The organism is Streptoalloteichus tenebrarius (assembly GCF_024171885.1).
Classification (GTDB): Bacteria; Actinomycetota; Actinomycetes; order Mycobacteriales; family Pseudonocardiaceae; genus Streptoalloteichus; species Streptoalloteichus tenebrarius.
In genome coordinates this window covers 1-23,871 of sequence record NZ_JAMTCP010000065.1, presented here as the reverse complement: position 1 = coordinate 23,871, position 23,871 = coordinate 1, and the positions used below count along the sequence as shown (strand labels likewise).

The 23,871-nt window shown below is 74.0% G+C and carries 23 protein-coding genes; 6 read left to right on the top strand and 17 right to left on the bottom strand.

Features of this window, described 5'->3' with window-relative positions; translation table 11 throughout:
- Positions 1–663: 663 nt before the first annotated feature.
- The 12 genes from LX15_RS30455 to trmB all read right to left on the bottom strand — a co-directional run bounded on the left by LX15_RS30455 (position 664) and on the right by trmB (position 13,475).
- Positions 664–1,995 (bottom strand): MFS transporter, encoded by a 1,332-nt coding sequence (locus tag LX15_RS30455; RefSeq protein WP_253674485.1) that lies wholly within the window; start codon positions 1,993–1,995, stop codon positions 664–666.
- Between the two features lie 162 nt (positions 1,996–2,157).
- On the bottom strand, positions 2,158–2,850 hold the full coding sequence (locus LX15_RS30450; protein WP_253674483.1) for an SDR family oxidoreductase: 693 nt from the start codon (positions 2,848–2,850) through the stop codon (positions 2,158–2,160).
- A gap of 434 nt (positions 2,851–3,284) precedes the next feature.
- On the bottom strand, positions 3,285–4,625 hold the full coding sequence (locus LX15_RS30445; protein ID WP_372502821.1) for an amidohydrolase family protein: 1,341 nt from the start codon (positions 4,623–4,625) through the stop codon (positions 3,285–3,287).
- A gap of 60 nt (positions 4,626–4,685) precedes the next feature.
- Positions 4,686–5,048 carry a hypothetical protein gene (locus tag LX15_RS30440; RefSeq protein WP_253674479.1) on the bottom strand — a complete coding sequence of 121 codons (363 nt, stop codon included), beginning with the start codon at positions 5,046–5,048 and terminating at the stop codon, positions 4,686–4,688.
- 117 nt (positions 5,049–5,165) lie between these two features.
- Entirely contained in the window at positions 5,166–5,822 is a 657-nt protein-coding gene (locus LX15_RS30435; protein ID WP_308213542.1) for a response regulator, read from the bottom strand.
- Positions 5,819–7,051 carry a sensor histidine kinase gene (locus LX15_RS30430; RefSeq protein ID WP_253674477.1) on the bottom strand — a complete coding sequence of 411 codons (1,233 nt, stop codon included), beginning with the start codon at positions 7,049–7,051 and terminating at the stop codon, positions 5,819–5,821. Before LX15_RS30430 ends, LX15_RS30435 begins: the two co-directional genes overlap by 4 nt.
- 575 nt (positions 7,052–7,626) lie before the next feature.
- The gene (locus tag LX15_RS30425) at positions 7,627–8,874 is read right to left on the bottom strand and encodes an RNA polymerase sigma factor (RefSeq protein WP_253674476.1); all 1,248 of its coding nucleotides are present in this window, start codon (positions 8,872–8,874) and stop codon (positions 7,627–7,629) included.
- Complete coding sequence (locus LX15_RS30420; protein ID WP_253674475.1) at positions 8,875–9,255, bottom strand: YciI family protein; 381 nt, start codon at positions 9,253–9,255, stop codon at positions 8,875–8,877. It abuts the gene before it with no gap.
- Positions 9,256–9,263: 8 nt separating this feature from the next.
- Complete coding sequence (locus LX15_RS30415) at positions 9,264–9,707, bottom strand: hypothetical protein (protein WP_253674474.1); 444 nt, start codon at positions 9,705–9,707, stop codon at positions 9,264–9,266.
- A gap of 358 nt (positions 9,708–10,065) precedes the next feature.
- The gene (locus tag LX15_RS30410) at positions 10,066–11,241 is read right to left on the bottom strand and encodes a nitric oxide synthase oxygenase (RefSeq protein WP_253674473.1); all 1,176 of its coding nucleotides are present in this window, start codon (positions 11,239–11,241) and stop codon (positions 10,066–10,068) included.
- Positions 11,242–11,401: 160 nt separating this feature from the next.
- Positions 11,402–12,490 carry a nucleoside hydrolase gene (locus LX15_RS30405; protein ID WP_253674472.1) on the bottom strand — a complete coding sequence of 363 codons (1,089 nt, stop codon included), beginning with the start codon at positions 12,488–12,490 and terminating at the stop codon, positions 11,402–11,404.
- A gap of 301 nt (positions 12,491–12,791) precedes the next feature.
- A complete protein-coding gene (gene trmB, locus LX15_RS30400) occupies positions 12,792–13,475 on the bottom strand; it encodes a tRNA (guanosine(46)-N7)-methyltransferase TrmB (protein ID WP_372502822.1) in 684 nt (227 codons plus the stop codon).
- A 282-nt stretch (positions 13,476–13,757) separates the two neighbouring features.
- Here trmB and LX15_RS30395 point away from each other — a divergent pair, with 282 nt between their 5' ends.
- On the top strand, positions 13,758–14,324 hold the full coding sequence (locus LX15_RS30395) for a hypothetical protein (protein ID WP_253674470.1): 567 nt from the start codon (positions 13,758–13,760) through the stop codon (positions 14,322–14,324).
- A gap of 79 nt (positions 14,325–14,403) precedes the next feature.
- On the top strand, positions 14,404–14,676 hold the full coding sequence (locus LX15_RS30390; RefSeq protein ID WP_253674468.1) for a hypothetical protein: 273 nt from the start codon (positions 14,404–14,406) through the stop codon (positions 14,674–14,676).
- A 5-nt stretch (positions 14,677–14,681) separates the two neighbouring features.
- On the opposite strand, the gene LX15_RS30385 is transcribed toward LX15_RS30390, so the two are convergent.
- Positions 14,682–15,344, bottom strand: coding sequence for a hypothetical protein (locus LX15_RS30385; RefSeq protein WP_253674467.1), 663 nt, complete (start codon positions 15,342–15,344; stop codon positions 14,682–14,684).
- Positions 15,345–15,778: 434 nt separating this feature from the next.
- Here LX15_RS30385 and LX15_RS30380 point away from each other — a divergent pair, with 434 nt between their 5' ends.
- Together LX15_RS30380 and LX15_RS30375 are read left to right on the top strand one after the other, a co-directional pair.
- The gene (locus tag LX15_RS30380) at positions 15,779–16,255 is read left to right on the top strand and encodes a universal stress protein (protein ID WP_253674466.1); all 477 of its coding nucleotides are present in this window, start codon (positions 15,779–15,781) and stop codon (positions 16,253–16,255) included.
- A gap of 109 nt (positions 16,256–16,364) precedes the next feature.
- Positions 16,365–17,762, top strand: a complete 1,398-nt coding sequence (locus tag LX15_RS30375; protein ID WP_253674465.1) for a S8 family serine peptidase — start codon at positions 16,365–16,367, stop codon at positions 17,760–17,762.
- Positions 17,763–18,007: 245 nt separating this feature from the next.
- Here LX15_RS30375 and LX15_RS30370 read toward each other — a convergent pair whose 3' ends face one another.
- The 4 genes from LX15_RS30370 to LX15_RS30355 all read right to left on the bottom strand — a co-directional run bounded on the left by LX15_RS30370 (position 18,008) and on the right by LX15_RS30355 (position 21,823).
- Positions 18,008–18,760: a hypothetical protein gene (locus tag LX15_RS30370; RefSeq protein WP_253674464.1), complete on the bottom strand. Its 753-nt coding sequence runs from the start codon at positions 18,758–18,760 to the stop codon at positions 18,008–18,010.
- A gap of 4 nt (positions 18,761–18,764) precedes the next feature.
- On the bottom strand, positions 18,765–19,754 hold the full coding sequence (locus LX15_RS30365; RefSeq protein WP_253674463.1) for an ABC transporter ATP-binding protein: 990 nt from the start codon (positions 19,752–19,754) through the stop codon (positions 18,765–18,767).
- 366 nt (positions 19,755–20,120) lie between these two features.
- Positions 20,121–20,873 (bottom strand): hypothetical protein, encoded by a 753-nt coding sequence (locus LX15_RS30360; protein WP_253674462.1) that lies wholly within the window; start codon positions 20,871–20,873, stop codon positions 20,121–20,123.
- Positions 20,870–21,823, bottom strand: a complete 954-nt coding sequence (locus LX15_RS30355) for an ABC transporter ATP-binding protein (RefSeq protein WP_253674460.1) — start codon at positions 21,821–21,823, stop codon at positions 20,870–20,872. Before LX15_RS30355 ends, LX15_RS30360 begins: the two co-directional genes overlap by 4 nt.
- 297 nt (positions 21,824–22,120) lie before the next feature.
- Here LX15_RS30355 and LX15_RS30350 point away from each other — a divergent pair, with 297 nt between their 5' ends.
- The gene (locus LX15_RS30350) at positions 22,121–22,774 is read left to right on the top strand and encodes a TetR/AcrR family transcriptional regulator (RefSeq protein ID WP_253674458.1); all 654 of its coding nucleotides are present in this window, start codon (positions 22,121–22,123) and stop codon (positions 22,772–22,774) included.
- An 8-nt stretch (positions 22,775–22,782) separates the two neighbouring features.
- Entirely contained in the window at positions 22,783–23,676 is an 894-nt protein-coding gene (locus LX15_RS30345) for an SDR family oxidoreductase (RefSeq protein ID WP_253674486.1), read from the top strand.
- The last annotated feature ends 195 nt before the right edge of the window (positions 23,677–23,871 follow it).

Sequence of the window (23,871 nt, the reverse complement as noted above, 5' to 3'; positions counted from 1 at the left end):
CTTCGTCCGTCTCCCGGCACCACCCCGGACTTACGCATTACTCGTCTAGGCGTCGGGAACCTGGCGCCGCCTGACGGCCGGGCCGGGACACGCCCCTCGCATTCCGCGTAGGGCGTGTCCCTGGCCCTGTCGAGAGCCCCCCTGTCGTTACGCCGACAGGTCACCAAGTCGACATGTCCGCTCACTTTCCTGCGCACGGGCATCTGACCTGTGGTCGGCCGCGCTTTCTGAGGTGCGCGAGATCCCTGCCCACATCCGCACGGGAGACCGCCGCACGCATTCAGCATCAGTCCGCTGGGCGCATTCAACGTGAGATCACGAGATCGCGAGATCGTGAGATCACTCCGCATATCTGCGTGCATCCAGACGACATGCCTCACCCGAGCAATGCCCAACACCACCAGAACGTCAGCCCCTCCTGCCACACTCGCTGGTAGGGGGCCCGGCGCCGGGATAACACCGTTCTGGGCGGATTCGCGCCCTCCGCGTGCCCGTTCTTCCACCTGACAGGGCGTCAGCGCGCGTTGCCCGTGTCTTTCATCGCCTCTCGCACGCGATCCCGCATCCACGAACGTGTTCAGTCTTCGCGCACGTTCGACGCCTTTTCCGCTTCGGGTGGACCGCCAAGTTGAGGCACGCCCGCAGCCTGGCCCCACCACCTGCTCACTGCTCGCTCACCTGCGGTTCGGCCGTCGCGGGGCGACGGGGCGCGGCGCCCAGGACGAGCGCCATCACCGCGGACAACACCATCGCCAGACCCACCAACCACAGGCCCGGCCGCTGGCTCCCGGTGAGGTCCCGCAAGGAGCCCGTGACGTAAGGGGCGACGAAACCACTCACGTTCCCCAACGAGTTCACCAGCCCGATCGCCCCCGCGGCCGCCGCACCGGTCAGGAACCGCGTCGGCAACTGCCAGAACGTCGGCATCGCGGACAACACGCCCACCGCGCAGACGGTCACCGCCACCATCGCCGCGAGCGGGTTCCCCAGGTACAGCGCGACGGGAATGGCCAGCCCACCCACCAGGGCGGGCAACGCGACGTGCCACACCCGCTCGCCGGTGCGGTCGCCGTGCCGCGCCCACCACACCATCACCACCGCGCTGACCACGTACGGAACCGCGTTGATCAACCCCCGCTCCACGACGCCGTACCGCGTCCCGTACTGCTGCTCGAACCCGGCGATGATCGTCGGGAGGAAGAAGCCCAGCGCGTACAGGCCGTAGACGACCCCCGCGTACACCACCGCCAGCCCCAGGACCCGAGGGTGGGTCAGCGCGCGCCGCAACGACCACCCGTGCGACCGCTCCGTCGCGGCCTGTTCCGCCGCCAGCTCCGCGGTCAGCCACTCCCGCTCCTCCGGGGCGAGCCACCGCGCCCGCGCCGGCCCGTCGGTGAGGAAGAGCCACGTCACCACGGCCAGGCCCAGCGCGGGCACGCCCTCGGCCAGGAACATGAACCGCCACCCGCTCAGGCCGAACACGCCCTCGCCGTACTGGAGCAGCAGGCTGGACACGGTCGCTCCGATCGCGCTGGAGACCGGCACCGCCGCCATGAACAGGGCCACCACCCTGGCCCTCCGCGCCGAGGGGAACCAGTACGTCAGGTACAGGATGATCCCGGGGAAGAAGCCGGCCTCGGCGATCCCGAGGAGGAACCGCAGCACGTGCAACGTGGGCGCGTTGGGCACGAACGCCATCGCGGTCGCCACCACGCCCCACGTGAGCATGATCCGGGCGATCCACCGCCGCGCGCCGAACCGGTGCAGCGCCAGGTTGCTCGGCACCTCCAGCAGCAGGTAGCCGACGAAGAACACCCCGGAGGCGAACCCGAACGCGGTCGCCGACAGCCCCAGCTCCTGGGTCAGCCCGTTCGGCCCGGCGAACCCGATGTTGACGCGGTCCAGGTAGTTGACGAAGTACAGCAGGCACAGGAACGGCACCAGCCGCCACGTGACCTTGCGCAGCGTTCGCGACCGCAGTTCGTCAACGTCCATCCGGCCGTCCTAGGTGGAGGAACGTGCGGTGTCAAGAACGTCCCGGCAGGTGGGCGGCCCGGTGCGGCGGGGTGAGCGGGACCCAGCCATGCGGTCGGGCTCGCGGCGGGTTCTCGGTGATGTGCGGGCCGGCCCGCGGTGGGGGCACCTGCCCAGCGGGCCCTACCGAGTGGCGCGCGGCCGGATGACCACCTCGGTGAGGTGCGCGTCCGGGGAGGCGTTGACCGCGGTCGCGACCGCCGCCGCGACCGACTCGGGCCGCAGGTACTCCTCCGGCTCGTACTCGCCCTCCTCCTGGGCCCGCACCGCGCGCTGCATGTCGGTGGCGGTGCGTCCAGGGTGGACGGAGGTGACCCGCAGCCCGTGCGACTCCTCCTCGGCGCGCAACGTGTCGGCGAACGCCCGGAGCGCGAACTTGCTGGCCGCGTACGCCCCCCAGTTGGGGTTCGCCCTGATCCCGGCCCCCGAGTTGATCAGCACGACGTGGCCCCGCGCGGCGCGCAGCGCGGGCAGCAGCAGCCGGGTCAGCTCGGCCACCGCGACCACGTTGACCTCCAGGGTCTCCCGCCACACCCGCGCCGAGGTCTCGGCGACGTGGCCGAGGTGGGCGACGCCGGCGCTGTGCACGAGCACGTCGAGGCGGGGGATCGCGGCGGTGGCCTCGGCCAGCGCGGCGAAGTCGGTCAGCTCCACCGGCCAGGCGCGGGCGGAGCGGAGTTCGGCGGCCAGCGCGTCCAGCCGGGCCTTGTCCCGCCCGCCGAGCAGCAGGTCGTGCGTTGGGGACAACGCGTGGGCGACGGCGGCGCCGATGCCCCTGGTGGCGCCAGTGATCAGGGCGACCGGTCGGGAAGCCATGGCGCGAACCTAACCCGGGTGAGGGCTGTCCGCCAAAGGAGGGAACCTCCTCGACCACCCGGGCGAGACGCCACCGCCTCCCCACGCGGGTCGCCCGCCGCGCGTCCGGGCCTTCCCACCACAGTGGACAGACGTCCCGGCCGTCCCGGTGCGCGTCTCCCCGCCCGTTGATCACCGGCCCGCCCATCACCGGGCCGGGGGACGCCGGAGAGCACCCGAACCAGCGTCTTGCCCCGCCCCCGCTTCTCTGCGAACGTCAAATCAGGGGTTCCCCCTGGTAACGGTGTTTTGGGCGAACGGGAACCCAGGGGGTGCCGTCTCTGACGGCTGAGGGTGCGTTGGAGCGCCCTCCGAGCGGCGTTTCGGACACCACGGGTGGCGGCCGGGGAACGCCGGCGCGTTCCCCGGTCACAGCCGACCCCGTGGTGTGTCGCTCAGGCGGTGCGGATGCGCAGCGCGGAGACACGGGCCGTCGCCCGTGCCTCGGCCAGGTCGACGCGGGTCGACGTCCGCTCGGCCAGCACCTGCTCGCCCGCCACCCACACGTCCCGCACACACCGTGCCCCCGCCGCCCACACGAGGTTGGCGAGCAGCTCGTCGTCCGGCACGCCCAGGCCAGCCGGGAAGGCGTGGTCGTCGGCGTCGACGTGCACGACGTCGGCCCACCGGCCGGCCTCCAGCGCGCCGATGTCGTCCCGGTGCAGCGCCTCGGCGCCGCCCCGCGTCGCCAGCAGCAGCACCCGCGCGGCGCCCACGGCGGAGGCGTCGGACGCGGAGAGCCGGGCGAAGAGCGCGGCGAGGCGGGCCTCCTCCCACAGGTCCAGGTCGTCGTTGCTGGCCGGGCCGTCGGTGCCCAGACCGACCCGCACGCCCGCCGCGACCATGTCGAGCAGCCGCGCCGTCCCCGAGGCGAGCTTGGCGTTGGAGCCGGGGCAGTGCGCGACACCCACCCCGTGCCTGGCGAAGATCTTGATGTCGTCGTCGGACAGGTGGACGCAGTGCGCGGCCAGGAACCGGTCGCCGAGCACGCCCAGCTCCTCCAGCAGCGACGGCACGGAGCCGTACCGCTCCCGCTGCACGAGGTCCTCGGCCGCGGCCTCGGCCACGTGCGTCTGCACGAGCGCCCCGCGCTCGCGCGCGGCCTCCCCGATCTCCCGCAACGCCTCCGGCGGCAGCATGTACGCGGAGTGGGGCGCGTAGGAGAGCTCGATCCGCTCGCCCGGCCCGAAGCGCAGGCCGTCCGCGTCGATCCACGCGCTGATGTCGTCCGTCATCCGGCGCCAGCCGCCGTCGTTCACGCCGGGCAGGTCGAGCACCGCCGGCCCGATCACGGCGCGGCTGCCCACCTGGAGGACGGCCTCGGCCATCCGGTCGGCGTGGAAGTACCCCTCCACGCTGGTGGTCACGCCGGCCCCGAGCATCTCCAGCGCGCCGAGCACCATGCCGGCGTGCACGTCCTCCGGGGTCAGCCGCGCCTCGGTCGGCCAGATCGCCTCCCGCAGCCACCGCAGCAGCGGCAGCTCCGCGCCGAGACCGCGCAACAGGGTCATGGGCGTGTGCGCGTGCGTGTTCACCATGCCGGGCATGAGGATCCCGCCGCACTCCCTCAGCACGGCCCCCTCGGGGAGGGCGGGAGCGTCGGCCCGGGGACCGGTGTGCGCGATGCGACCGGTCTCGTCGATGTCGACCACGGCGTCGCGGAGCACGGTGCAGTCGGCGTCACAGGGCAGGACCACGGGCGCGTGGAGTCGAAGAACGGTCGCCATGCGTCCCATCCTGCCAGCGGGTCGCGAACCGCTTTCGCGTCCCGGGACGCACCTCGGCCGCCGGGCGTCTCACGGTGTCGCGGTGCACCGCCTGACCTCGACAGTCGGCGCGTCTCCCTCCGTGGGGGTGACGTCGACCTCGCACCCGAGCCGGGCGTCGACGGACGGGCTGCCCGACAGGGCGGTCGCCGGCGCGGTGAGGAGGGTTCCCTCCGGGACCACCTGACGCGCCCGGGCCGCGCCGAGCCGCAGGGTCTCGGTGGTGCGCAGCCGCAGCCCGTCCTCGGCGACGGCCGCGACCCGCACGCCGACCTGCCCGTGACGGGCCGGCCCGCTGGTCGCGCGGACGGACCGCCACAGCACGGCGCCGGCCACCGGGAGCACGACGGCCGCGCAGGTCACCACCACCAGGATCCGCGTCTTCGGGCGCATACCCCCAGGTTGCGGCGGACCACGCGTGATCAGCTCGGCCGATCGGCCATGCCGCGGCCGCCGAACGGCCGGCCTCGGGGAAACACCGGGCCGCGGGCTGTCGGAGGACGGGGGCCGTCAGGCCTGGTCCATCAGGCCGGACCGCCAGGCCCACGCGGCGATCTCCACCCGGTTCCTGGCGCCCAGCTTCGCCTGCACCGAGGCGAGGTGCGTCTTCACCGTCGACAGGGAGAGGAACAGCTCGGCCCCGATCTCGGTGTTCGTCAGGCCGCGCGCCGCCGCCCGCACCACCTCCAGCTCCCGCTCGGTGAGCGGGTCGGTCGGCTGCGGGACCGGGTTCGGGTCCGGCTTGGCGAAGTGCCGCAACAGCCGCACGGTGATCTGCGGAGACACCAGGGCGTCGCCCCGCACCGCCGCGCGCACCGCCTCCACCAGCAACGTCGGGCCCGCGTCCTTGAGCAGGAACCCGCTGGCGCCGTTGGTCAGCGCGGTGTGCACGTAGTCGTCGAGGTCGAAGGTGGTGACCACGACGACCTTCAGTGGGTCGGCCACGCCGGGGCCCGCCAGCCGCCGGGTCACCTCCAACCCGTCGAGGCCGGGCATGCGGACGTCCACCAGGCACACGTCGGGGCGCAGCTCGCGGGCGCGCTGGACCGCGGTCACCCCGTCCGGCACGTCGGCGACCACCTCGATGTCCGGTTGCGACTCCAGGATCATGCGGAACCCCACCCGCACCATCTCCTGGTCGTCGGCGATGAGCACGCGGATCGTCACGACTCCCCTTCCCGCAGCGGTAGCTCGGCACGGACGGCCCATCCGCCGTCCGGCGCTGGGCCGGCACTGAACCGGCCGTCGAGCAGCTCCACCCGTTCCCGCATGCCGACCAGCCCGAAGCCGCCCGAGCCCCCGACCGGCTCCCGATCGTGCCGCGTCGCCTGCCCGTCGTCGGTGATCGACACCCGGAGGACGTCCCCGACCGGCGCCACGTCGACGCTGATCAGGGACGCGTTGTGCGCGTGCTTGCGCGCGTTGGTCAGCGACTCCTGCACGACGCGCAGCACGGAGCGGGCCACCTCCGGCCGCAGGTCGTCGGGGAGCTGGACCGCCAGGCGCACGGGCGGGCCGACCGCCGAGGACTGCTCGGCGACCCGGCGCAGGTCGGCGGCGAGGTCGGTGGTGGCCTCGCCCGCCGCGCCGGGCGCGCCGCTGTCGCGTTCGGCCTGCCGCAGCGCCCCGACGAGCCGGCGCATGGCGGCGAGCGCCTCGGTGCCGCTGCTGGCGATCAGGTCCAGCGAGCGGTCGGCCGCGCGCGGGTCGGTGGCGGCGACGAGCCGGGCGGCCTGCGCGTGCACGACCATGCCGGTGACGTGGTGGGCGACCACGTCGTGCAGTTCCCTGGCGAGGGCCATCCGCTCCGCCTGTTGGGCGGCGGTCACCGCCGTGGCCAGCGACCGGCGGCGCTCGTTGTCCCTGCCCCGGAAGTACAGCCCGGCGCCCACGGCGAGGGCCATGGCCAGCAGGTCGGCCTGGAGCAGCTCGTAGACCGGGGGCGGGGGGACCATCGTGCCCTCGTCGAACTCCAGGGCCGCCCGCTGCCGCAGCAGGTAGGTGGACGCGATCGCGAGCGTCAACGCGACGCTGCCGACGATCGCGCGGGACCGGGGGGCCTGGCGGATGACGTAGGCCATCATCGCCATGACCGCCCCGGTCTCGGACGGGGTGAGCCACCCGGCGAAGGCCAGCGGGACCGGCGAGTCCACGACCCGCAGGAACACCGAGGAGAAGACCACCGTCGCCGCGCCGACCAGGGCCGCGTCGAACGGCTGACGCGGCGCGACCACGGCGATCCCGCCCAGCAGCAGCGCGCCGGGGACCTGCCACCAGACGTCCAGCTCCCACTCGTGGTAGGTGCTGAGCTCGACCGACACGAGCAGGACGAGGGCGAGGGCGAGCGGCCACTGGCGACGGGCCAGTGCCCGCCAGCCCGGAATGGTGCTCTCCACGCCAGTGCACGTTACGTGCTCCGTCCGGGGCAGCCACCAGTCGATCGGTCGGCGAGCGTCCGTCGATCGTATGAGGTGCGCCTCCTCGGGCGCTCCCGTTCGGCCCGTCATGCTGGACCGGACGTACCCGACGAACGGGACACGGCCCCCTTCTCGTCCGGATGGCGGCGCGACACCGCTCCGATGGCTGATCGGCTGGTCACCGACGGCGCGCGACCCTGGAGGCGACGGGGGACAGGGAGGGCGGAGCGATGCTCGTGGTGATCGCCAGTTGGGTCTCGGCGGGGTTGGGCATTCTCGTTCTACTGGGCATGGCGCTGGCGGGCGTGCTGACCGCGGGGAAGGGGCGTCCGGCCCGCTGACCACGCGACCCGTGCGGACTCGGGTCGGTGCCGGGTCCGCCGCTGGTCGACGCCGGTCGGTGGATCAGCAGTGGACGGCGCCGGTCGGCGCGGCGTACGGCGGCGTCGGGCGGCGCGGGTCCCTGGGCGGGTGGTGGGTCGCGCCTCCCGCGTCGTGGTCTCGCGTCGTGGTCTCGTCTCGCGAGGTGGTCTCGCGGGCGGCGCGACCGAGGATCAGCTCTCGGCGCGCTCCAGCCGTGCGGCCCTGCCGAGCAGGTACCGCTGCTCCGGCAGGCTGGTCGTGCCGCGTGCGGCGGCCCGGTAGTGGCGGGCCGCGGCGGCCTCGTCGCCGGACCGTTCCAGCAGGTGCGCGCGGACCGCGTCCATCCTGTGGTGCCCGGCCAGCCGGCGGTCGGCCGCCAGGCCGTCGAGGACGTCGAGGCCGGCCCGGGGGCCGTGGACCATGGCCTGGGCCACCGCCCGGTTGAGGGTGACCATCGGGTTGCCGGTCATCCGCTCCAGGATCAGGTACAGGCCGAGGATCTGCGGCCAGTCGGTGTCCTCGGCCCGCGCCGCCTCGGCGTGCACCGCCGCGATGGCGGCCTGGAGCTGGTAGGGGCCGGGGGTCGTGCGGGTCATGGCGGCGGTGACCAGGGCTCGGCCCTCGTCGACCGCCGCCCGGTCCCAGAGGCTCCTGTCCTGCTCGGCCAGGGGCACCAGACCGCCGTGCGGCCCGGTGCGCGCCGCCCGGCGGGCGTTGGTGAGCAGCATGAGCGCGAGCAGCCCGGCGACCTCGCCGTCCTCGGGGAGTGACCGGTGGACCACGCGGGTCAGCCGGATCGCCTCGGCGGACAGCTCCACCCGGTGCAGCCGCGCGCCGGAGGTGCTCGTGTAGCCCTCGTTGAAGACGAGGTAGAGGACCTGGAGGACGGAGGAGAGCCGGTCGGCCCACTCGCCGGGCGGCGGGGGCGCGAAGCCCAGGCCGGAGTCGCTGATCCGCTTCTTCGCGCGGCTGATCCGCTGCCCCATGGTCGCCTCGGGGACCAGGAACGCCGCCGCGATCTCCGCCGTGGTCAGCCCGCCGACCGCGCGCAGCGTGAGCGCGACCTGGGACGCCTGGGTGAGCGCGGGGTGGCAGCACAGGAACAGCAGGAGCAGCGAGTCGTCCTGATCCGCGCCGGGGGCGTCGGGCGGGACGAGCAGCGCCTCGGGCGGGACCCGCCTGGCCTCGGCCTCCTCGCGGCTCCGCCGGGCCTGGTCGGCGCGGAGTTGGTCGACCAGCCGGCGCGAGGCGACGCGGATGAGCCACGACCGGGGTTCCTCGGGGACGGCCTCCGCCGGCCAGCGCAGCGCGGCCGCGAGCAGCGCCTCCTGCACCGCGTCCTCGCACGCGTCGAAGTGGCCGTACCGGCGCACGAGCGCGCCGAGAACCTGCGGGGCGAGTTCGCGCAGCAGGTCCTCGACGCGTCGCGGCGTGGTCACCTACGCGCCCGGCTCGTCCGCCCCGGGAGCGCCGGCCATGATCGGGCGCACCTCGATGGCGTCCCCGACCGCCTCGGTGATCCGGGCGGCGATCGCCATCACCCGGTCGTGGCTGGCACAGTCCAGGATCGCGAAACTGGCCAGCACCTCCTTGGACTCCGCGTACGGTCCGTCCACGACCGTGGGCGCGCCGTCCCCGGGGCGCACCGTCCTCGTCAGCGACGGGTGGGCGAGGCCCTCGGTGGTCACCAGCTCCCCGGTCGCGGTCAGCTCGGCGGTGAGGTCCGCGTAGAACTCGCACGCGGCCTGGAACTCGGGGCTCGTGACGTCCATCGCGTCCCAGTCGGCCAACTTCGCGTACGCCAGCAGCAGGTACTTCATGGCCGCCCCTACTTCGCCCTGGTCATGGTGGCCGTGTAGCCGCCGCCCGGCCACACCCACCGGCCGGCGATCGTAGTGTCACCGTCGGAGAAGGAGCCCCGGAAGTAGGCGGGGGAGCCCTTCTCGCCTCCCCAGATCGTGAGCACGTCGCCCTCCAGCTCGTAGACGTAGTCGAGCGTGTCCCCCGTGTTGGTGTAGGTGCGGGACCGCACGTCCACGCCGGGCTCGGCCCCGAACGGGCGCTCGTGACCGATGACGTCCAGGGCGCGGACGTGGTGGCCGCCCTGGACGAGGTCGACGTGCTGGAGGAGGAAGAACCCGCCGGTCAGCCACTCGAACCGGACGGTCCCGGTCGCGCCCCCGGTGACGGTCCAGGTGCCCACCAGGCGGTCCAGCCGCCGCATCGCGGCGCTGGGCTCGGCGTCCCGCGTGGCGCTTTCGGTCTCGTTCATGTGTTCCCCGTTCGCCCAGGCCCGTGTCGTCACGGGCGCTCCTGTCGCGTTGCGCTGCTACCTCGGAGCGGCGAGGGCCGTTTCGACATCGAATCCCGGGATGTGACGGAGGTCACGAGAGAGGTGGTCGCGGTGCGGCCGGCGACTGACCGTCCTATCCCGTCGCTTCCGCTTCCGCTGCCGGGGCCGGGGCCGGGGCCGGCCTACAGCCCTGTAGCTGGGGGACCCCCCACTTTGAACGTCTCATGGAGGTCTGACAGAAACCGCTGGTCACACGTCCCCCAGGCGGGGGTAATGGCCGCCGAACACACGAACGAGTGATGGCTGGCCACGGTCGCCGTCGGTGCCGACAGCGGGGTCACGCGCCGAGGTGGCGGCGCACCGCGCCGATCAACCAGCCGTGCGTGCTCGGCTCGGGGAGGCCGGGTTGGGCGAAGCGGCCCGGCCCGCCCCGCAGGCCGCGGGTGGCGGCGTCGCGGGTCAGCACGTAGGCGGGACGACCGCCCGGTGGCGCGAACGGGTGGCGACGCAGCGGGCGGTCCCTCCTGAGCTGGGCGAGCAGGCGCCTGGCCTCGGTGTGGTGGTCGCTGAGCGTGACGCCGGCGGTGTCGAAGGAGTGCAGCACCGCCCGTTTGATCTCCAGCAGCGCCTGGTCGCGCCAGAGCGTGCGCTCGTGGTCCCGGTCCAGCCCGAGCCGCTCCGCGACCAGGTGGGCGACCCCGTAGCGGTCGTCGGCGGCCAGGCAGCCGACGGCGATCTCGGTGTCCACGAACCACGCGTTGAACGGCGCGGTGGGGTAGCGGACGCCGCCGACCACCAGGCTCATGTTCGACACGGCCGGCACGGCCGGCCACCGCAGGCCCAGCTCGGCGAACCAGCCCAGCCGGGGGTGGGTCAGCGGCACCTCCAGGACGACGTCCCCCGGCACCGGGAAGAGGCGCGGCCCGTCCTCGGCGGTCTCCACGACCAACGGGAGCCGGTCGAAGGGGCCGCGCCGGGCCGGCGGCCGCCAGCCGAGCCCGCGCACCGCCTCGGTGAAGCCGGTGTAGCGGGCGTCGCCGAGCACGTGGCCGTCGGGCTCGCGGTAGCCCGCGTAGCGGACGAGCTGCTCGTTCCACACGCACGGCCCCGGCCGGCCGGGCGCGTCCGGCGCGAACACCGTGACGACCGGCGTGACCCGCCCCCGCAGGGTGGCGACCCGCAGGTGCTCGAAACAGGCGTCGGCGACCGCGGCCGCGCTCCGCACGCGCCGCAGGTCGCGCACGCGGATGGCCCGCCACGGCAGCCGCGTGGTGCAGGGGGCGACGTCCCGCAGGGCCAGCCGCGCACCGAAGACGAGTTCGGCGCTCGTGTGCCGGTAGCTGCCCGTCGCCTCGATCTCGGCGTGGACCTGGGCCAGGCGGGCGGCCAGGCTGCCCGTCTCCGGGTGTTCGGCGTGGAACAGCCGCAGGAACTCCTCGGCCACGGCGGGGTCCACCGCGACGTCCGGGAACGGCGCGGACGGAGCCGGGCGCGCCTCGGGAAGAGCGATCACCGGTGCACGGTGTGCGGTCACGTCGCGAACGTAGCCCGGCGGCCCGGTGACCGGTGATCGCTGGACCGTGGGGTTTCCGGTGGGTCGTCCCCCGCTCCCCCGGGGCTTCACGCGACCGAGGGTGCGAGCGCGACCGCCTTGATCGGCTGTTCGGGTGATCTCAGCGGGTGGCCCCGGCCTCGGCGGTGGCGCTGCCGTTCCTGATGGCGCTGCCGTTCTTGGTGGCGTTGCCGTTCCCGGTGGCGTTGCCGTTCCCGGTGGCGCTGGCGGCCTCGCCCGCCGACAGGGCCCGATGGAACCGGGCCATCGCCTCCGTCGCGTCCACCTCGGTCGCGACCCGGACCCGGGGACGCCCGCCCGAGGAGTCCGACGACGGGTACCCGCGCTGGTCCGCCAGGGTGGCGCCCCGCGTCCTGGCGCCCGTCAGCTCCACCTCCACCGCGTGCTCGACACAGGAGACCAGGGCGGGGTCGAGCAGCGCGGCGGCGGCCAGCGGGTCGTGCAGGAGGCATCCCCGGCCACCGCGCAGCTCCTCCATGTGGGGGCTGTAGAAGTCCACGTAGTGCGCGCTGACCTCGGCCGCGAACCGGGCCCAGGGGTGACCGCCGCGCGCGACCGAGGCCCACCACGGCTCGTCGGCCCACATCTGGAGCGTGACGTCCAGCGGGATCATGGTCAGGTCGAAGCCGGCGCCCAGCACGAGGTCCGCGGCCTCGGGGTCGTGCCAGGCGTTGGCCTCCGCGTGCGGGGTGATGTTGCCGGCGACGTCGAGCGCGCCGCCCATCCAGACGACCTCGCGGAGCAGGCGGGGCAGCTCGGGTTCGAGCAGGAACCCGAGCGCCACGTTGGTCAGCGGTCCGAGCGCCAGCAACGACAGCTCGCCGGGGTGTCGCCGGGCGAGCCGCACGAGCTGCTCGGCGGCGGACTCGGCCACGGGCCGGCGCGGGGACGGCGGCCCGGCGACGCCACCGAGCCCGTCCCGGCCGTGCACCGTGTCCGAGACGTGCAGGGGCTGGGCCAGTGGGCGGTGCGCGCCCACCGCGACGGGGACGTCGGTGCGGCCGATGGTGTCCAGCAGGCGCAGGGCGTTGTCCGCGGCGAGCGCCGCGGACACGTTGCCGTGAACGCTGCCCACCGCGACGATCTCGGCGTCGGGCTGCGCGGCGAGGTAGAGGAACGCGATCGCGTCGTCGATGCCGGGATCGGTGTCGAGGATGATCCTCCGCCGTGTGCCACCGCGTTCCGTCATCGTCAGCCTCCCCCGTTCCGGTGATACGCCCATCACCCTAATGTCGCATGCCGGGCGCGCCGAACGGCTGGTGCCATCTTCTGCCGACTCTTTCCGTTTCCCCCCAACGCTTTCCCGTCACTTTCCTGTCCGGAAGCAAGCCTCGGCAGGCCGCTCCGGGAAGGGATCGCGCGCGGCGTGAGGAGAAACGCCCTTATTGTCCAAAATGGACTTGCGACGGTCCCTTCGCGACAGTCCGGTCGACGCCCCCCCCGGGGAAAGGCGCCCACCCCGAGGTGGCGGTCGGTCCCGGCCAGAAGGGTCAGACGCGCTCGAAGATTAGGTCGTGGGAGACCCGGCCCTCCTCCTCGGCGCGGTTCTCGAACTTGGTGACCGGGCGCCAGTCCGGGCGCGGCGCCCACCCGCCGGGCTCGTCGGCGTGGCGGTTGCGCAGGAGCGGCTCGGCCTCGCACACGGCCCGCATCTGCTCCGCGTAGTGCTCCCAGTCCGTGGCCATGTGCAGGGTCGCGCCCGGCGCCAACCGGGAGGCGACCAGCGCCACGAACCCCGGCTGGACCAGGCGTCGCTTGTGATGTCGCTTCTTCGGCCACGGGTCGGGGAAGAAGATGCGGACGCCGGCGAGCGAGTCGGGCGCGACGTGCGAGCGGAGCAGCTCGACGGCGTCGCCGCGCAGCAGCCGGAGGTTGGTCAGCTCCAGCTTCTCGGCGCGCAGCAGGAGCTGGGCGAGGCCCGGCTTGTAGACCTCGACGGCCAGGTAGTTCACCTCAGGCGCGGCGGCGGCGAGCAGCGCCGTCGTCTCGCCCATCCCGGAGCCGATCTCCAGCAGCACCGGCGCGGAGCGGCCGAACCAGGCGTCGGTGTCCAGCGGCCCCTCGGGCAGCGACGCGACCTCCCTGCCCAGCGTGGGCCAGTACTGGTCCCACGCCCGCTGCTGGCCGGTGGTCATGCGCTCACCACGCTGCACATAGCTGACCACGGTGCGCATACGCGGCCGCTGCTCGGACTGCTCCATGACTGTCGACTCTGCCAAACCCGCTGGTCCGGTCGCCTGGCGGCCCGTCGGCCTCCTGCCGTTGCCGGCCATATCGCCCGTCACGGGCGTGCCGCCGAGACGCTCGGGACGAGGTCCCCGTCATCCCCGCACCCCGGAGGCCGCCTCGGGCGCGCTCCGAAGCCGACGTCCGGTCCCCGCGCGCGGTGTCCTCCTTTTGGTGCGCGAAACCGGACCGAGCCGGCGGAGTCACCCGTCCGGTGTCAGCATCGCGGCATGGGCGAGGACCCCACGCCCCGTGCGCGGGGTGGTGCGCACCGGCTCAGGAGGACGGCCGGTCCGACGGCGCGGAGCACCGGGTGGCGGTGGCTCCTCGTCGGCGGGCTGTCCCTCGCGGTCGTGGTGCTGGTCTACCTGTTCCTGGCGGCGTTCCTGCCCCGGTGGTGGGCGCAGCGGGTGGGCGACGTGGTGCAGCAGCGGTTCACCACGGGGACGTTCTTCGGCCTGCTCCTGGGATTCCTGTTCACGCTGCTGCCGCTGGTCGTGGTCGAACTGGCCGCGCGGCGGCCGACGTGGCGCCGGCGGGTCGCGCTCGGCCTGCTCGCGCTGGTGCTGGCGCTGCCGAACCTGCTCACGCTGGCCGTCGTCCTCGGGGCCGGCGCGGCCGCGCACGCGGGAGCGCGGATCATGGACGTCGAGGCGCCGGCCTTCCGGGGCGCGTCCCTGGCCGGGGCGCTGGTGGCGCTCGGCGTGTGCGCCCTCGCCGAGGTGTTGTGGGCGGCCCGCCGCCGGTCGCGGCGGCGGAGGGCGGAGCTGCGCGCCCAGGTTCATCACGCGAAGTAACTGATTTGCCGCGCAACCTCACCCGAACGAGTGACGTCTTGGGGAGAGGTCAACGACACGGTGTCGTCGGGGTGATGGCGTGCTCGCGTTCGTCGGTGAGGCGGTGGTGCGCGTCGGCGCGCTGCCCGCCGCCGTGGTGCTCCTCGGTCTGGTCACGTCCCGGCTCGCGCGTGCGCTGCGGGACCCGTACCGCGTGTGGCGGTGCCGCCGCACCACCGCGCGAATCCGACGGGAGTGCCCCGTCGCGCCCGTGGTCCTCCCGCGTCAACGGCGCGAGACCCCGGCGCCCGGCATCGAGGTCCGCCCCCGCCAGCCCGTTCCCGCGCCGGCCAGGGCGGCGAACCGCCCCTGACCGCGTCAGCGGGCGCGGGAGGTCCAGTCCCGCTGCCGGGGCAGGTTCGCCCGCCAGGACTCGATCTCGTCGATCCGGTCGGCCAAGCCGACCACGCCCGCCAGCGGCATCCGGACGTCGTCGTCCTCCCCGGCCGGGATGACGTCGAGCCACCCGTCGTGCGCGGCGGTCAGCGTCACCGTCGTGGGATGCCCCCCGAGCGGGCTGTCCGGCTCGGACGGCGTGTACTCCCAGTAGCCGTCCTCCCCCTCGCAGACCCAGGGCACGTACACCCAGCCCCGCCGCGCGTGCAGCAGCGCGTGGACCGCGTCCTCGAACTCGAAGCCGGCGGACCGGGAGGGCAGCCGCCGCGCGGCCAACGCCGTCAGCCACCACGGGCCCGCCGGCGCGGCCCCGTGCGCCGCGGTCTCCAGGTACAGGTCGAGGACCTGGTGCTCGTCCGCGCTGTGGATCCAGGCGCGGCGCAGCTCGGCCGGCTCGCCCGCGTGCACGACCTCCACGCCGGGCTCCACCGCCAGCGCCCACTCCAACTCCGGCAACGGCTCCACCCTGGGCCGGGCCAGGACGAGCCGGGTGGGGGGCCGGCGCGGCGCCACGACGGGTCGGCGCGCGCGGGCCCCGGGCACGTTGGCCTCGTCCGGCCCGATGTCCAACATCGTTCGGGTCATCGCTCTCCCACGCGTCGTCGCGGTCGCCGTCCGCTGTCGCGCGTGTGTGGTTCGGGGTACGGGGACCGTTCCTGCCGCCGCCTGTGCTGCCGGTACCGGCTGAGCCGGCGCAGCACGGCCATCAGCACCGCTGCCAGCGCTGTCGGCAGGAACCTGGCTAGAAGGCGCGAGCGGGAACCGGTCCGGCGGAGCAGCCGGTCGCTGAGCCAGCGCGCCACCCGGTGGACGAGGGCGAACACCGCGGTCACCACCTCCCTGCACGCCTGTGCCTGGGATAGGGAGTTACCCGGTCTCCCGATCGTCATGCGTGTGTGGGGCAGCTCACGCGCGGGTCGGACGCGCGCGGTGACCAGTGGGTCACGGATGGGGAGCACCACGGTCAACCCGCCGGATTCGAGTCGACAAGCCCGGCGCGGCGCGGTTCCGTGGAACACGTGGACGAGGTGGGCGAGCACGTCCTGGAACGGGCCGACGTCCCCGACGGGGTCGTGGTCGGCGTCGACGGGTCGGCGTCCTCGTTGCGCGCGCTGCGCGCGGCCGCCGAGGAGGCCCGCCTGCGCGGGTGCGCGCTGCACGTGGTGCGGGCGTGGACGCTGCGGACCGCGCCCCGGCCGCCCGACTGCCCGCCCGGCGCGGTGCCAAGCCTCGCCGAGTACTCCGACTACGTGCGCGAACAGACCGAGGAGCTGGTGACCGAGCAGCTCGGCGCCGAGCCGGGGATCCCCGTGCGGGTGCACGCCATCCACTCGCCGTCCCCGCAGGGGCTGATCGCGGCCTCCACCCACGCCGCCCTGCTCGTCGTGGGCCACCGGGGCCGGGGCGGGTTCGCCGGCCTGGTGCTGGGCTCGGTCGCCGACCAGTGCGTGCGGCACGCCCGGTGCCCGGTGCTCGTGGTGCGGCCCAACATCTGATCCGCCGGTCCACGCGGCGGGACGCGGTCGGCGTCGAACCGACCTCGCGGTGCCCCGAAGGCATTACGATCGCCCGAACGTCACTCTTCTGAGGGATATCGGGTCGCCCATGTGGTCGCCGTTGCCAGGTCGCCTGCTCCTGCGGGCGCTCGTCGTCGCCCTCGTCCCCCTGTTGGCGGCGCCGCCCGCCTCCTTCGCGGCCGCTGAGACCGTCCGGGAACGCGAGTGGCACCTGGACACCCTCGGGGTGCCGGCCGCGCAGCAGCGCTCCCTCGGCGGGGGCGTCGTCGTCGCGGTGATCGACTCCGGCGTGGACGCCGGGCACCCGGCGCTCGCCGACCAGGTCCTGCCGGGCGCGGGGTTCGGCGGCCCCGACGGCGACGACGGCCGCCACGACCGGGGCGCCGAGGGGCACGGCACGGCCATGGCCGGTCTCATCGCCGGCCGGGGCGGGCGGCCCGACCTGATGCTCGGCGTGGCCCCCTCGGCGAAGGTGCTGCCCGTCTCGCTCGGCGGCGAGCAGAAGTACGGCGTGCACCGGCTCTCCGACGCGATCCGCTGGGCGGCCGACCACGGCGCGTCCGTGATCAACCTGTCGGTCGGCGGCGAGGGCGACGCGTCCCCCGACGTCGTCGACGCCGTCCGCTACGCGTGGGAGCGGGACGCCGTGGTGGTGGCCGCCGCCGGCAACGCCGAGCGGACCGGCCCCCGCGTCACCCAGCCCGGCAACATCCCCGGCGTGCTGACCGTCGCGGGCCTCGACCGGTCGGGCCAGCCGTGGTCGGGCTCGGCCCACGGCCCGGAGGTGGTGCTGGCCGCGCCGGCGGCCGAGGTCATCAGCACCGCCCCCGCCTCGGTGTTCGCCAGCGGCTACGCCATGACCAGCGGCACCAGCTCGGCGGCCGCGATCGTCTCGGGCGTCGCCGCGCTCGTCCGCTCCGCGCATCCGGGGCTGAACGCGGCGAACGTGGTGAACCGGCTGGTCCGCACCGCGCGGGACGTCGGCCCGCAGGGGCGGGACGAGCGGACCGGGTTCGGGGTGGTGGACCCGCTCGCCGCCCTCACCGCCGACGTGCCGGCCGTGTCGGGCAACCCGCTCCTGCCGGACGGCGTCGACACGGCCCTGCTCGGTGGGGCCGCCCGGAGCGGATCGTGGTGGCGGGAGGTCGCCGTCGGCCCGCTGCGCCTGCCGCTGGTCGCCGTCGCGGCGGTCGTCGTCCTGGCCCCGCTCCTCGTCCTGGCGGCGCTGTGGCGGCGCTTCGCCCGGCGGCGGTACGAGCGGGCCGCCGAGAAGATCGCTCAGGGCGTCGCGGGGGATGGGGCCGAACCGGACCCCGCGTCGCCGGCGCGCTCCGCCACCAACATCGTGTCGACCGGGGCGCCCCTGTCGACCGTGTCGATCTCCGAGAGGGAGGAGTTCGGGGAGACGTGGGTGGACCGCCCGCCTTCCGACGCCTCCGACACGGTGCGGTGCCGCTGCCCGGACCACTCCGCCGCCTCTTCATGAGACCGCCTCTTGGTGACACCGTTCCTTCGTGACACCGCCTCTTGATGAGACCGCCTCTTGGTGACACCGCCTCTTGGTGACACCGCTTCTTGGTGACACCGCCTCTTGATGAGACCGCCCCGTCCTGATCCCGCCGGACGCCCCTGACGGACGCGGGGCCCGGGCCACCCCCCGAAGGTGACCCGGGCTCCCTTTCCCCCGACCCGACGGCGGCCCCGATTTCCGCGCGTCGAACCGTTCCGGTGTCACACGTCGCGGCGGTTGGCCACGACGAGCGCCACGATCAGGGTCGCCGCGGCGAAGGCGGCGAAGTAGGCCAGCGACCCCCACGGGCTCAACGGCATGGTGACGACGCCACCCGCGTCGGCCCCCTGCTGGAGCCCGGAGGTCTGGAAGTGGGTCGCCGCGTTGAACGGCATCCACCGGTAGATGTCGTTCCCGACCTTCGGGATCATCATGACCATCTTCTCGACCAGCAGCGACCAGACGAGCACGAGCGTGATCGCCCCCGCCGAGTGCCGGACCAGCGTGCCGACGGCCACCGCGACCACCGCGGCCAGGGCGTAGACCAGACCGGCCCCCGCCACCTGCCGCCACTCGGCCGCGGTGTCCAGCCCGAGGTCGGCGGCGGGCTTGACCAGCTTCGCCAGCCCCCACGAGCAGAACGCGGCCGCCTCGCCGATCAGGCCGGCCAGCAGCGCGACCACGCCGGTCTTCGTCAGCAGCACCAGCGAGCGGTTGGGCACCGCCTGGAAGGTGGCCCTGATGGTCCCGAAGCGGTACTCCGTGGTGACCGCCAGCGCGGCCATCACCATGACCACCATCAGGCCGAAGGAGGATCCGATCTGGGTGGTCCCCACGGTCAGCGCCGACCCGTCGCTGGTGGTGCCGGCGAACAGCCCGGCGAAGCCCGTGGTCAGCACGAGGGCGACCGCGGCGCACCACCACGGCGAGCGGGTGGACAACAGCTTGATGCGTTCGACGGCGAGCAGGCTCATCGGTTCACTTCCCGGCGGGGACGAGGAGGTCGGTCGCGGCGGCGTGGCTCCCCGACGGCCCTGGCGCCCCCGTCGGGTCGTCGGTGTCGGTGCGGTACTGCACCGAGTCGCCGGTGAGCCGCATGAACGCCTCCTCCAGCGACCCGCGCTGCGGGGACAGCTCGTGCAGCACGACGCCCTGCGCGGCGGCGATCTCGCCCACCTGCTCGCTGGTCGCGGCGTTGACGACCAGGGCGTTGCCCTCGGCCGTCGGCTCGGTGTGCACCGTGAAGCCCTTGTGCAGCAACGCGGTGCGCAGGCGGTCGATCTGCGGGCTGCGCACGCGGACGCTTGACTCGCTGGCGTTCTCCACGAACTCGGCGGTGCTGCACTGGGCGATGAGCCGCCCACGGCCGACCACGACGAGGTCCTCGGCGGTCAACGCCATCTCCGAGAGCAGGTGGCTGGAGACGAAGACGGTGCGGCCCTCGGCGGCCAGCCGCCGCATGAACTGGCGGATCCAGAGGATGCCCTCGGGGTCGAGGCCGTTCACGGGCTCGTCGAAGAGCAGGATCTGCGGGTCGCCGAGCAGGGCGGCCGCGATGCCGAGGCGCTGCGACATGCCGAGGGAGAACCCGCCGGCCCGGCGCCTGGCGACGCTGGCCAGGCCGACGACCTCCAGCACCTCGTCGACCCGCCGGGCCGGCAGGCCGTTGGATCGGGCGAGCCACTGGAGGTGGGCGCGGGCCGAGCGGTTGGGGTGCACCCACTTCGCGTCGAGCAGCGCACCAACCGTCCGAAGTGGACGGTCGAGCTGGCGGTAGGGCCGGCCGTCGACCAGCACGTGCCCGGCGTCGGGCCGGTCGAGCCCGAGGATCATGCGCATGGTGGTGGACTTGCCGGCGCCGTTGGGGCCGAGGAACCCGGTGACCCGGCCCGGCTTGACGGTGAACGAGAGGTCGTCCACCGCGACCGTGCGGCCGTAGCGCTTGGTGAGGCCGACAGCCTCGATCATCTCCACTCCCCCTGTCCGTCTGGCCTCAGACCGGCCGACCCGACCGACCAGCACCCGTCCGACGGGCACCCTCCTGGCACGACCGGGTCGGACGCGCCCCGGGGCCGACCCGACCGATCCGGTGTCGACGCGGGCGCCGCTCCCCTCCACGGCGTGCCCGACCAGGACGTCCTCACCCTGCCCGGCGACCGGCGTTGACCGCGTCGACCTGGGGTCGGCACTTCTGGTCGGCTTGCAGTCGTACGGTGCCTCATCCCCCGGGCTGACGGCATGGGTGAGACCCCCGGGGAGGCCCTGAGGACGACCCGGCCTCCGGGGTGGGGCGAACCCCACCCCGGAGGCCGGGAGAGATCGGCAGCGGCCGGCTCAGGCGTCGCGCCGGTTCACCGTCACCAGGGCGAGGACCAGGATCACCAGGACGACCCCGGCGAAGTACGCGAGCGAGCCCCACGGCCCGAACGGCAGGGACAGCGCGTTCTCCTGTCCCCCCTCGGCGGGCTGGCCGCCGCCGCGCACGAAGTGGTTGGCGTGCGTGAAGGGCAGCCAGCGCCGGATGTTCTGGCCGACCTTGGGGATCAGTCCGACCAGGCTCTCCACCAGCAGCGCGTAGACCAGCAGGAGCGTGACGGCGCCGGCGGTCTGCCGCAGCAGCGCGCCGACCGCCACGGCGAGCACCGCGCCCAGCGCCCACACCAGGCCCACGCCGGCGACCTGCCGCCACTCCGCGGCGGTGTCGATCCTGAGGTCGGCCTCCGGCCGCACGAGCCGGGCCAGGCCCCACGACCCGAAGGCGGCGATCTCGCCGAGCAGGCCGGCGAGGACCGCGACCACCACCGTCTTGGCCAGCAGCACGGCGCTGCGACGGGGCGTGGCCTGGAACGAGACCTTGATCGTGTTGAACCGGTACTCGGTGGTGACGGCCAGCGTCGCCATCACCATCACCACCATCAGCGCGAGGTCGTACCCGACCTGCGTGGCCGCCACCTCCAGCGCGCCCGGCTCAAGCACCGCGGCGAACAACGTGCTCATGCCGAGCATGAGCACCAGCGCCGCCAGCATCGACCACCACGGCGAGCGCGTGGAGAACAGCTTGATCCGTTCGACCGCCAGCAGGTTCACCGCTGCCCCTCCGCCCCCGCGTCACCCAGGTGCAGGTGCTCGCCGGTCTCCTCCGCGTGGTACTCGACCGCGCCGCTGGTCATCCTGATGAACGCCTCCTCCAGGGAACCCCGCTGGGGCGACAGCTCGTGCAGCACCACGCCCTGCGCGGCCGCGACCTCCCCGACCTGGTCGCTGGTCAGCCCGGTCACGACGAGGGCGTCGTCCTCGTCCCGCACGCGCGCGCCCGCCGTGCTGGCCAGGGCGGTGCGCAGGCGTTCGAGCTGGGGGCTGCGCACCCGGACCGCGGCGCCGCTGGCCCGTTCCACGAACTCGGCCGCCCCGGACTGGGCGATCAGCCGCCCTTTGCCGATCACCACCAGCTCGTCGGCGGTCTGCGCCATCTCCGAGAGCAGGTGGCTGGAGACGAAGACGGTGCGGCCCTCGGCGGCCAGCCGCCGCATGAGCTGGCGGATCCAGTGGATGCCCTCGGGGTCCAGCCCGTTGACCGGCTCGTCGAAGAGCAGGATCTGCGGGTCGCCGAGCAGGGCGGCCGCGATGCCGAGCCGTTGCGCCATGCCGAGGGAGAACGCGCCCGCGTTGCGGTCGGCCACGCTGGCCAGCCCGACGAGTTCGAGCACCTCCTCCACCCGGCCCCGGGGCAGTCCGTTGGACCGGGCGAGCCACCGGAGGTGGGCGCGGGCCGAGCGGTTGGGGTGCACCCACTTCGCGTCGAGCAAAGCTCCGATGTGCCGCAGGGGGCGGTGCAGGTCCCGGTAGTGCCTGCCGTCGATGAGGACGTCGCCGGCGGTGGGCCGGTCGAGCCCGAGGATCATGCGCATGGTGGTGGACTTGCCGGCGCCGTTGGGGCCGAGGAAGCCCGTGACCCGGCCCGGTCGCACGGTGAACGACAGCTCGTTCACCGCGACGGTCCGCCCGTAGCGCTTCGTCAACCCGACAGCCTCGATCATCGCACCCCCGGTTCGGGCAACTCGACGTGTTCGGTCAGCCCACCACCACCGGCGTGGCCCGAACAAGCGGACCGGCGCGAGGAGCCCACGACCGTGTGGTCGTCGCCGGCCGGGGCGCGGGTGGGCCACCCCTCGGGTGCGGAACAGGTTGCCACGCCGGGGTTTGGCGGGTCGCGCCGCCCGGGGCGACGGGAGCGGAGCGGATGTCATCCGGTCGTCGGTGTGCCCGGTCGCTCCGAGCTGCCAATATGTGAATGGTTGTTTACAAAGTTTGTGAATGGTGGTTCACTAACTCGCGTGGCGCGGCCGAGGAAGATCAGCGACGAACAGCTCCTGGCCGCCGCGGCCAGGGTGGTGAACCGGGTGGGACCCGGCTTCACCCTCGCCCAGGTGGCCGAGGAGGCCGGCGTGGTGGCCGCGACCCTGGTGCAGCGCTTCGGCTCCAAACGGGGCCTGCTCACCGCGCAGACCAGGGCGACCACCGAGGTGGTGCTGCGGGGGCTGCGCGCGGCCGCCGCGGAGGCCGACGGCCCGGTCGAGGCGCTCAGGACGGCCGCGCTGGCCTGGTTCGCCTGGATCGAGGACCCCGAGGTCGCCGTGAACAACCTCGGCCAGCTCGGGATGGACCTGGTCGATCCCGACCTCCGCGCGGTGCTCGGCGACTTCTACCGGGGCGTCGAGCGGGAGTTCGTCGACATGGCGCGGGCCGCCGTCGGCGCGGGCGAACTGCCGGGCGCGCCACCGCCGGAGATCGCCGGCCGCGTGATCCTCACGCTGACCAACGGAACGGCCGTCATGTGGTCGATCAGGCCGGAGGGCAGCCTGCGGGAGCGCATGGCCACGGACCTGGACGCCGTCATCTGGGGGTGGCGGCGTCCACCCTCCGTCCACGACGGGGATGTGACACAGGGGGACGCGTCGCCGGGCGCGGCGCGGGAGGAGGAGTCGTGAGTCGACCGCTGTCCGGTTCGGTCGCGGTGGTGACGGGCGCGACCCGGGGTTGCGGCCGCGCGATCAGCGTGGAACTCGGGCGCCAGGGCGCGACCGTCTACGTCACCGGGCGCACCACGCGCGAGCGACGGAGCGAGATGAACCGCCCGGAGACCATCGAGGGCACCGCGGAGCTGGTGGACGCCGCCGGGGGGACCGGCGTCCCGGTCAGGGTGGACTTCACCACGGTCTCCGACGTCGACGCCCTGGTCAGCAGGATCGAGCGGGAGCAGGGCGGGCGGCTGGACATCCTGGTCGACGACGTCTGGGGCGGCGACCCCTGGGTCGAGTGGGGCAGGACGTACTGGGAGGGCGACCTGGACAAGGCGCTGCGCCTGGTGCACAACGGCCTGGACAGCCACCTCATCGCGCTGCACCGGCTGCTCCCGCTGATGGTCCGGCGGCGGTCGGGGCTCGTGGTCGAGGTGACCGACGGCGACACCGACCGGTACTCGGGCGCGCTGCCGTACTACCTGGTCAAGTCCGGCATCCGCCGGATCGGCCATGCGCTGGGCCACGAGCTGCGGCCCAGGGGCGTCACCGCCGTGACGGTGACGCCGGGCTTCCTGCGCTCGGAGGCGGTGCTCGACCACTTCGGCGTGACCGAGCAGACGTGGCGCGAGGCGATCGCCAAGGACGAGCACTTCGCGCTGTCCGAGACGCCGTACTACCTGGCGCGGGGGATCGCCGCGATGGCGACCGACCCCCGGCTCCTGCGGTGGTCGGGCCGCACCACCTCCTCGTGGGAGCTGATGCGCGAGTACGGCTTCACCGACGTGGACGGCTCCCAGCCGGACTGGGGCGCCTACAGCGAGGCCGCGTTCCGGCGGGCCGTCGACGTCGACCCCGAGAACTACCGCTGAGGAACCCCGGGCGGCGGCGACCGGAACCGACCGGGGCGACCGCCGCCAGGGGACGGGGGCCATGCCCTGGGGGAAGGGTGCGGCGGGGGAGGGACCACGGGGCGGTCCCTCCCCTGCCCACCGCGTCCGCCTCCGCCCGCGCCGCGGTCACCATGCCGTCCTGGCCGTCCTGGCCGTCCTGGCCGTCCTGGCCGT

Bases quoted from the DNA above. Each gene is read 5' to 3' on its own strand.
- LX15_RS30355 (WP_253674460.1), bottom strand. From the start codon at position 21,823: ATGATCGAGGCTGTCGGGTTGACGAAGCGCTACGGGCGGACCGTCGCG.
- LX15_RS30440 (WP_253674479.1), bottom strand. From the start codon at position 5,048: ATGCGCCCGAAGACGCGGATCCTGGTGGTGGTGACCTGCGCGGCCGTC.
- LX15_RS30445 (WP_372502821.1), bottom strand. From the start codon at position 4,625: ATGGGACGCATGGCGACCGTTCTTCGACTCCACGCGCCCGTGGTCCTG.
- LX15_RS30375 (WP_253674465.1), top strand. From the start codon at position 16,365: ATGTGGTCGCCGTTGCCAGGTCGCCTGCTCCTGCGGGCGCTCGTCGTC.
- LX15_RS30365 (WP_253674463.1), bottom strand. From the start codon at position 19,754: ATGATCGAGGCTGTCGGCCTCACCAAGCGCTACGGCCGCACGGTCGCG.
- LX15_RS30420 (WP_253674475.1), bottom strand. From the start codon at position 9,255: ATGAAGTACCTGCTGCTGGCGTACGCGAAGTTGGCCGACTGGGACGCG.
- LX15_RS30385 (WP_253674467.1), bottom strand. From the start codon at position 15,344: ATGACCCGAACGATGTTGGACATCGGGCCGGACGAGGCCAACGTGCCC.
- LX15_RS30370 (WP_253674464.1), bottom strand. From the start codon at position 18,760: ATGAGCCTGCTCGCCGTCGAACGCATCAAGCTGTTGTCCACCCGCTCG.
- trmB (WP_372502822.1), bottom strand. From the start codon at position 13,475: ATGCGCACCGTGGTCAGCTATGTGCAGCGTGGTGAGCGCATGACCACC.
- LX15_RS30450 (WP_253674483.1), bottom strand. From the start codon at position 2,850: ATGGCTTCCCGACCGGTCGCCCTGATCACTGGCGCCACCAGGGGCATC.
- LX15_RS30455 (WP_253674485.1), bottom strand. From the start codon at position 1,995: ATGGACGTTGACGAACTGCGGTCGCGAACGCTGCGCAAGGTCACGTGG.
- LX15_RS30405 (WP_253674472.1), bottom strand. From the start codon at position 12,490: ATGACGGAACGCGGTGGCACACGGCGGAGGATCATCCTCGACACCGAT.
- LX15_RS30415 (WP_253674474.1), bottom strand. From the start codon at position 9,707: ATGAACGAGACCGAAAGCGCCACGCGGGACGCCGAGCCCAGCGCCGCG.
- LX15_RS30395 (WP_253674470.1), top strand. From the start codon at position 13,758: ATGGGCGAGGACCCCACGCCCCGTGCGCGGGGTGGTGCGCACCGGCTC.